Source organism: Bacillus sp. LL01, assembly GCF_001037965.1.
Genome location: NZ_LFEL01000067.1, coordinates 1 through 8,024 on the forward strand (window position 1 = coordinate 1; position 8,024 = coordinate 8,024).

At 37.1% G+C, this 8,024-nt stretch carries 8 protein-coding genes; 2 read left to right on the forward strand and 6 right to left on the reverse strand.

Annotation, left to right across the window (positions count from 1 at the left end):
* On the forward strand, positions 1-183 hold a 183-nt coding region (locus AB685_RS24160), incomplete at its 5' end, for a helix-turn-helix domain-containing protein (RefSeq protein ID WP_047973135.1).
* A 137-nt stretch (positions 184-320) separates the two neighbouring features.
* Here the strand turns inward: AB685_RS24160 and AB685_RS29905 are convergent.
* Positions 321-893, reverse strand: a complete 573-nt coding sequence (locus tag AB685_RS29905; RefSeq protein ID WP_053073941.1) for a TetR/AcrR family transcriptional regulator — start codon at positions 891-893, stop codon at positions 321-323.
* 379 nt (positions 894-1,272) lie between these two features.
* Between AB685_RS29905 and AB685_RS24170 the strand changes: the two genes are divergently transcribed.
* A complete protein-coding gene (locus tag AB685_RS24170; RefSeq protein WP_047973136.1) occupies positions 1,273-2,148 on the forward strand; it encodes a helix-turn-helix domain-containing protein in 876 nt (291 codons plus the stop codon).
* Between the two features lie 25 nt (positions 2,149-2,173).
* Here AB685_RS24170 and AB685_RS31460 read toward each other — a convergent pair whose 3' ends face one another.
* The 5 genes from AB685_RS31460 to AB685_RS24190 form a co-directional block, all read right to left on the reverse strand.
* The gene (locus AB685_RS31460; RefSeq protein ID WP_157860751.1) at positions 2,174-2,323 is read right to left on the reverse strand and encodes a hypothetical protein; all 150 of its coding nucleotides are present in this window, start codon (positions 2,321-2,323) and stop codon (positions 2,174-2,176) included.
* A 213-nt stretch (positions 2,324-2,536) separates the two neighbouring features.
* Positions 2,537-3,661, reverse strand: a complete 1,125-nt coding sequence (locus AB685_RS24175) for a S8 family peptidase (RefSeq protein ID WP_047973137.1) — start codon at positions 3,659-3,661, stop codon at positions 2,537-2,539.
* 237 nt (positions 3,662-3,898) lie between these two features.
* Positions 3,899-6,067: a PAS domain-containing sensor histidine kinase gene (locus tag AB685_RS29910; protein ID WP_053073942.1), complete on the reverse strand. Its 2,169-nt coding sequence runs from the start codon at positions 6,065-6,067 to the stop codon at positions 3,899-3,901.
* 137 nt (positions 6,068-6,204) lie between these two features.
* Positions 6,205-7,560 carry an aspartate aminotransferase family protein gene (locus tag AB685_RS24185; protein WP_047973138.1) on the reverse strand — a complete coding sequence of 452 codons (1,356 nt, stop codon included), beginning with the start codon at positions 7,558-7,560 and terminating at the stop codon, positions 6,205-6,207.
* A gap of 32 nt (positions 7,561-7,592) precedes the next feature.
* Positions 7,593-8,024: aldehyde dehydrogenase family protein (locus tag AB685_RS24190; protein WP_128755938.1), on the reverse strand; the 432-nt coding region annotated here is incomplete at its 5' end.

An 8,024-nucleotide genomic window follows, 5' to 3' on the forward strand; every position in this document is an offset into this window, starting at 1 on the left:
ATACCAGATATGAGTGATCGCATATTAACTGAACGAATGAAAGAATTAGAGGATTTAGAGGTCATTGTACGAAATGTGTACCCTGAAAAGCCCGTTCGAATTGAATACGAGCTAACAGAAAGAGGACTCGCCTTAGAGCCTGTGATTTCTTCAATCCAAACTTGGGGAGAAAAATGGATGTAGGTAAAGAAAGAACCTCTCTCAAATAGGCTCTTTCTTTATCTACCCTCTATTTATTAGAATAATCGACTAGGTCGTCGGATATAAATAAGATAAAATAATACCCGCCTTGGATATGATTTTATCTTATTTATAATCCGTTATTTTTTTAGGCCATTTATAAGCAGAGAAAATAAAACATCTGCCCATTCCTCCCGCTCGATGTTTTCTTCCTTCTTCAATTTTATTAATTGATAAAGAAAATTTGTTTTAATTTGTACTTGAACATCTTGACGTAACACACCTAATTGATCTGCCATCTGAAATTGAGTATGAATAAAGGTGAAAAGTTTCTGTTCTAATTCAGCTAGTTTCACTAATTTCTGATCAACTATGGGAGAAGTCCTATCTAAGACTGGAGTAATTTCTGTTATTAAGTGCACATGCTTATAAWCAAGTAATACTGATAATACTTTTCTTAAATTGGTTAGAGGATCTACACTTTCCCCCTCCTCAATCTGATCAACTCTCTCTAAAACTTGGTTCATTAACTTTAGCATGTATTCCGATACAAGCTCCTCCTTGTTTGAATAATATTCATAGATCGTACTCCTCCCTACAAATAATTGAGTAGCAATCAGCTTAAAGTTCAAGCGTTCATATCCTATCTTTAATAAAAGCTCTTCAGTAACTTGCATTAACTCTTGTTGATCTACTTTCTTTTTTCTAGCCATCTTCTTCGCCATCCTTATCTGACATAAACACCCGTCTAAAACTTTTTAACTTACCTATATCTAATTTTACTATATTTACTAACAATACCCTATTGTTAGTATTATAATCCTATGACTTTTTACTTGATTTCTATTGTCTAACTATTAAACTTTATTAATATCAAACCCCAAAACACTCACGAAGTCTAATTAACCACAATTAAAGGACCAAACCTTCTTAACAAAAGAGTAAGAAATACTCGTATTTAATTTTGGAAAAAAGTACCCTCTCCCCTTCTAACGGCACATGACGAAAATGCAAATAATTGTTATCGTATTTATATAGAAGTATTTCGCTTACCGAAGATCTAAACGTCATATTTGAGAAAAGGGTGAGATTATGGATATACATACAATAGGCAAGAATATTAAATTTTACCGCACCTTAAAAGGACTTACTCAAAATGAATTAGCAGAAGGTATTTGTACACAAGCACAGATAAGCAATATTGAGTCCGGTAAGTTCATCCCTCTTTCAACTACCCTTTTTGAACTATCCAGGCGCCTTGGAGTGGATATGACTCACTTTTTCCACGAGGCATCTAATCCACGTTATGATTACATTCAAGACTTCATACAAGATGTAAGAAAACACACCATGAATCGGAATTACGAACAAGTTTACGACTTAATTCTTGCTGAAGAGAAAAATCCACTTTTTGAAAGTGTAGACCTGCAGCAGTTTATATTTTGGCATAAAGGTTTTTCTATGGCATATACGACCAAGAATTATGAAGAGTCTTTAAAAATACTCTTTAATGCTCTAAACCTCACTTACAAGGGAAAAGATGGCTACTCACAAGAAGAAATACAAATTCTAAATGCCATTGGAGTTGTTTACGACTTAAGTGGTAAACCACATACTTCAGTAGAGATTTATGAAAGAGCTATTCATGGAACAACGACGATCCCCCAGCTAAATCCTAAAATTAAAGTTAGAGTTTATTACAATTATGCTAAAGCAGAAAAAAGTCTAACGAATTATGAGAAATCGATTTATTTAAGTGAAAAAGGGATTCAACTTTGCATTGAGAATGAGCTGCTGTATTTACTTGGGGAATGTTTATACCAAAAAGGTTATTGTTTGATCTTAACCAATCAGCATGAAGAAGGAAAAAAGTATATTCAAGATGCTATATACTTATTTAGAATTGAAGGGAAGTTAACGTTGGCAGCAATTGCCGAAAAACAAATGAAAGAAGCAATAGGCACCTAGCCTATTGCTTCTTTCATTTATTCACTTAACCTGCGTGCGGAAGATCTCCTGCATGTGGAAGATCAAAAGCAGTTACATTACCTATAGATGCTGGTTGGTTTGAATCTGTTAATACACCAGCACCTAAAAGAAAGGCTCCAATTACTAATGCTGCTACAAGACGTTTCATTGTCATTTATCTCACCCCCAACAGTAGTTCCAGTTATTTCTAGTATAACCGATTTTTTATTTTTCTGAATTTTAATTCTCGCCTTGTTTTTACCATTATTTAGTTTATTAAGGGCCTTTCGCCTTGATTTTCAAACTTAAATATAAATGTACTTATAATGTAAGCTCCCGGTAAACAAGAGCATGGCAACCTCCGTTTATCTAAGTAGCCTATTGTTCATTATTGAGCTGCGTATTCAGCGTCAACTAAACCATTCCCATAGTAAGTCCTGTTACCGAGGTTAATAGCTGTTTGATTCATACGGTTTCGAATCTGTGATGCCGTTAAATGTGGATGCTTTTGCTTAATTAATGCAGCTACACCTGCTACATGAGGAGCAGCCATAGATGTTCCGTTTAAGCTACGATAATTATTATTTAAATGGGTACTATTAATATTAACTCCTGGTGCCATGATTTCAAGTTCAGCTCCATAACTCGAAAAACTTGCACGAGTACCATTTTGATCAACAGCACCTACGGCCATTACTGAGTTATATCGTGCTGGATACCCCATATTATTAGAGCCTCCTTGTTGACCTGAGTTACCGGCAGCACCAATTAAAAGAACGCCTGCACTAGATGCACGATCAGAAGCTAGCTGTAAAGTAGTAGACCCTGACGTACTCCCTAAACTCATGTTTACAACGTCCATCCCATTATTCATCGCCCACTCTATTCCTTGAGCAATTGTCGCGTGTGAGCCACCACCATTACGATCTAAAACTTTCACCGCATATAAATCTGCCCCAGGCGCAACTCCAAGTACACCGTAAGAGTTGTTAAGTGCGGCTACCGTTCCTGCTACATGTGTACCATGGCCATTGTAATCTATATACGTATTCTCGGTTGGAATAAAACTTACCCCACCTTTAATTGCTAAATCTGGATGTGTAGCTATACCAGTATCTAATACGGCTACCTTTACACCATTTCCATAATAACCTTGACGGTGGACCTCATCAGAGTAAATAAATGGGATTCCCCAAGGAACCGTCTGAGCTATCTCTWCGTCTTCATTCTCTTCAATAAAATCAATATGCGGATTATTTACTAAACCACGTTTTGCAGCTTCTGGTAACTCTGCAAAAATAACTGGAAAGGCTTCATATTCGTGATAGATGTCTCCACCTGCACTTTCGATAAGTCCTTTTGCTTTATCTGAATTGACTCCTATTAAGTACTCTTGCTTTCCCCCATTTGCACTAGCCACACTTACCACCATTACTAGTAACAATAGAGTTAAAACACTTACTCTTAACCATTGATTAATCTTCAATGCATTACCCCATTTTTGAAGATTCATAGGCGATCACCCCCTATGAATAATTTATCAAAATCTAGTTTATGATGGGTTTTGATAGAGGTCTTCTCTCTACTCTTTTAATAGAGTATAGAAGCATCTGATAGAATTATCAGACATTTTATAAACATAGTAATATAAGTTCCTTTATATAGTAGTCACATTCAATTCAAAGGGGCCAAAGCATGCAAGAATACYTGAGATCTACTCTCAGGTATTCTTGTGACGTTATTTTATGATTCATCTCACATCTAATACCACTTCAATAATGGTCCCTCTCCCATATGAACTGCGTATCTTAAAATCTCCCTTATGATCATGGATTATTTTTTGACTGATTGTTAATCCAAGTCCAATACCTTTTTCTTTTGTTGTATAAAAAGGAGTTCCAATATGAGTAAGACGATCTTTAGGAATGCCTGGACCGTTATCTATAAATCGAAAGCGGATTCTTTCATTCTTGCAGTTTTCAACCTTAATACGGATTCTTCCATGATTAGGTCTCATCGCTTCAATTCCATTTCGAAGGATGTTGATAAATACTTGCTTCAACTGGTTCTCTACCACGTGTATGGTTTCGTTTTTTGTGTTTATATAGATGACGTCAATTTCAATATTATTAAGATGWGCTTCTGATTGAAACAGTACAATGGTATGTGAGACTAAATCTTTTATTCTGATGCTCTTAAAGGTAACATCTTGAGGCTTAGCTAAAACCATAAACTCATTGATGATTTCTTCTATTCGATTTAACTCAGAAAAGATAATCTCCCAATAATGACTATCTTCGCTTTTTTGATTATTTTGTTGGTACAATTGGAGAAAACCTTTAATAGAGGTTAATGGATTACGTATTTCATGGGCCACTCCAGCGGCAAGTTGCCCAACCACAGAGAGCTTGTCTAACTTTCGGATCATTTTTTCATTCTCTACCCGTTCTGTAATATCTCGACTTTCGATGAGAACATCAGACTTCCCTCCTTCTTCAAATAACTTCAGAATCGACTCAAGCCAGATCGCCGTCCCGTCTTTCCGAAACATACGGTACTCCATTCTCTGTTGCTTTTTTGTTTTTAATAACCTTTCAAATGTTTCCTGAGTATGAGTACGATCATTGGGGTGAATTCGCTCTTTAGCGGTTACACCAATCAATTCCGTATCCTTATAACCTAACAATCTTTCATGAGATGGTGATATATACTTCCCTATTCCCTYACTGCTTACAATCGAAATTAAATCGTAAGAGTTATTAGCTATTAGACGATAACGTCTCTCGCTTTCTTTTAAAGCTTGTTCTTGTTGTTTTTTCTCCGTAACGTCGTTTAACAGAACAAGGTTGACTCTTTTATCCGAAATCGAAATGGACGTCACCATCGCTTCAATAATCTTGCTTTTATTATCTAATGTATGTATTTTGTACTCAACCACATCTTGCTCTTCTTTTTGATGAACATCCTTCGATCGTTTTTGTATTTGATCGTGATGGTCTTTACTTGCAAAAGAATACATAGAATGGCCAACTAATTGAGATTCATCTTTAGCACCAACGAGTGATATAGCCGCATCATTTACATATTGAACAAGTCCGTCTTCATGTACAAAAATCGGAAGCGGACAGAGGTCTACAAGTTTTCGGTAACGCTCTTCACTTTCTCTCAATAAAGATTSAATCTTTTTTTGCTCAGACATGTCGCGAAATACACTCATTGAACCAATAACGTCCCCCTCTAGATCGGTTACATATGAATAGGTAATGGACACATCAAATAATTCTCCATTTCGCCTGATCCTTTGAGTTGTAACATGTGAGTAACTTTCTCCTTGTAGAGAACGTTCGTTTATTAAAGTTGATTCTTCAATTAAAGAGAGCGGTAAAATATTTATTTCGTAAACCTTTTTACCAATAACTTCATCGCTTTTCCACCCAAACATATCTGTAAATGCGGCATTGATAAAGGTAATCAAACCGGATAGATCACGCACTAGTACAGCATCTTCTGTATTAGTAAGATAGGTGAGCAATGATGCATGAGATGCACCGACTAAATTTTGTTCATTCTTGCCAATTACTAATACCACTTTCTGATTGATTTCATGTGAATAGATTGGATTACATGTCAAAATGAGGGTACCAAATTGGGGTTCTCCCAATGCGAAAGAAAAAGAGGTCTTCTCCTCTTTTTCTTTCGCATGTTCACACGCTTTTTCCAATTGAATATCCTTACACTCAAAACCCTCTTTTGTATGAACAAAGAAGCGCCCTATCCACTTTTTTGCTGGATCATTATAGGTGTGCATGATCCATTTCCCTTGAATTTCACTACATAAAAAGATACTATCACTCGTCTGAGTTAACCACGCTTGGAATAGCTCATCATTTATTAATGGATTAGGCTTTGACATAATCATCACGACCGTTCTTCAGCTTATCATTCTTATTATGTATACCCTACCATTATATAGGATGAACATATAGTCTGAATACTCTAAATAAAATAGTCCTCATTCAATAAAAAGCGAGAAGTCAGAGACTTCTCGCGTGTGTTTTACTTTTCTAGGTCATTGAGTGCATTTTTTAATGTGTCGATGATAAATGTTATATCATCTATCTCAATAGAAAGTGGTGGGGAAAGAGTTAACACATTGTTAAAGCCCGCAACCGTTGCCCCGTTCTTCCCAATGATCAGTCCTTTTTGCTTACATACTGCCATCACTTGGTTCACAAACGATACATCTAGAGGTTCTTTTGTGCTTTTGTCTTTCACTAGTTCAATTCCGATCAGCATGCCCTTCCCTCTTATATCACCGACGTAAGGATTATTTTGAAGTAAGGTAGATAAGTCTGCTCTCATCTGATTCCCTAATTCTTCTGACCGCTCAAACAAGTGCTCCTTTTCCATAATTTCAAGATTTTTCAAAGCCAAGGCGCAAGAAGCAGGGCTTCCTCCAAAGGTATTTACATGACGAAGGTATTCATACTCCTCAGTCCCTTTAAACGCTTCATAAATCTCTCGCTTCACCGCAGTTGCTGATAGTGGTAAGTAAGCACTGGTAATCCCCTTGGCCATCGTAACAATATCAGGTTGTACACCGTAATGTTGAAATCCAAATGGTTTTCCTGTACGACCAAAGCCACAAATAACTTCATCGACAATTAAAAGAGCTCCATGCTTCTCACAAGCATCTTTAACGCCTTTCATATAATTCTCAGGTGGAACAAGTACCCCGCCCCCAGTGATAATTGGCTCCATAATTACTGCAGCTACCGTCTCACTTAATTCCCAAGTCATCGCTTGGTCAATATCCTGTACAGATGCTAACTCAGCAGGAACTTGAGCACTCTCCGGTCGACGGTATGAATCTGGAGGAGGGACATGAATAAAGCCCGGTGCAAGTGGTTCGTATTTATATTTACGTTGAGCTTGCCCTGTTGCTGCAAGGGCACCCATGGAATTACCATGATAAGCTCTATATCGTGAAATAAACTTGTAGCGACCATTTTCTCCTCGTTGCTGATGATACTGTCGCGCGATTTTAAAAGCAACTTCATTTACTTCGGAACCACTGTTAGAGAAGAAAATAACGTACTCATCACCTAGCATTTCATTTAGCTTTTCACCAAGTTCGATTGCCGGCTTATGACTTTGAGTTAATGGGAAATACGCGAGCTCTTTCAATTGTTCATAAGCAGCTTCTGCAAGCTCTGTACGTCCATAACCAACATTTACACACCACAGACCAGCCATCGCATCTAAATACTCATTTCCATCACTATCTGTAATCCATGCTCCTTTAGCCTTTTCCACTACCATTGTGGCAGTTGGATTATATGGCTTCATGGAATGCCACAGATATTTTTCATCAGCAGCTTTCAAATTCTGCTTTTGATTAAGTTCTGCCATACAACCTCCTCCTTTCTTGTTAAAAGATCTACCTAAAAATCAAAACGAGAAGTAATCATTTTTTTACGGGTAAAGAAATTCACTCCGTCTTTCCCATTCACATGCAAGTCACCATAAAACGAATCTTTCCAGCCGGAAAATGGGAAGAATGCCATAGTAGCCGGAACACCAACATTAATCCCAAGCATTCCTGCATCTGYCTCTTCACGGAACTTTCTTACTGCCCCTGCATCTTTTGAATATAAAGTTGCACCATTTCCGTAGCGTGATTTGCGAATATATTCAAGACCACCATCTAAATCCTCAGCACGTAACAAACTAAGAACTGGAGCAAAGATTTCATCTTTTGCAATCGTCATATCCGGAGTGACATGATCAAATATCGTAGGTCCTAAAAATGTTCCTTGTTTTATTTCATCCATTTCCTTACGTCCGTCACGAATTAAAGAAGCGCCTTCTTCCAC

What these genes read in the sequence shown, in the direction of transcription:
- AB685_RS24170 (WP_047973136.1), top strand. Translation starts at nt 1,273, where the DNA reads ATGGATATACATACAATAGGCAAGAATATTAAATTTTACCGCACCTTA.
- AB685_RS31460 (WP_157860751.1), bottom strand. Translation starts at nt 2,323, where the DNA reads ATGACAATGAAACGTCTTGTAGCAGCATTAGTAATTGGAGCCTTTCTT.
- AB685_RS24185 (WP_047973138.1), bottom strand. Translation starts at nt 7,560, where the DNA reads ATGGCAGAACTTAATCAAAAGCAGAATTTGAAAGCTGCTGATGAAAAA.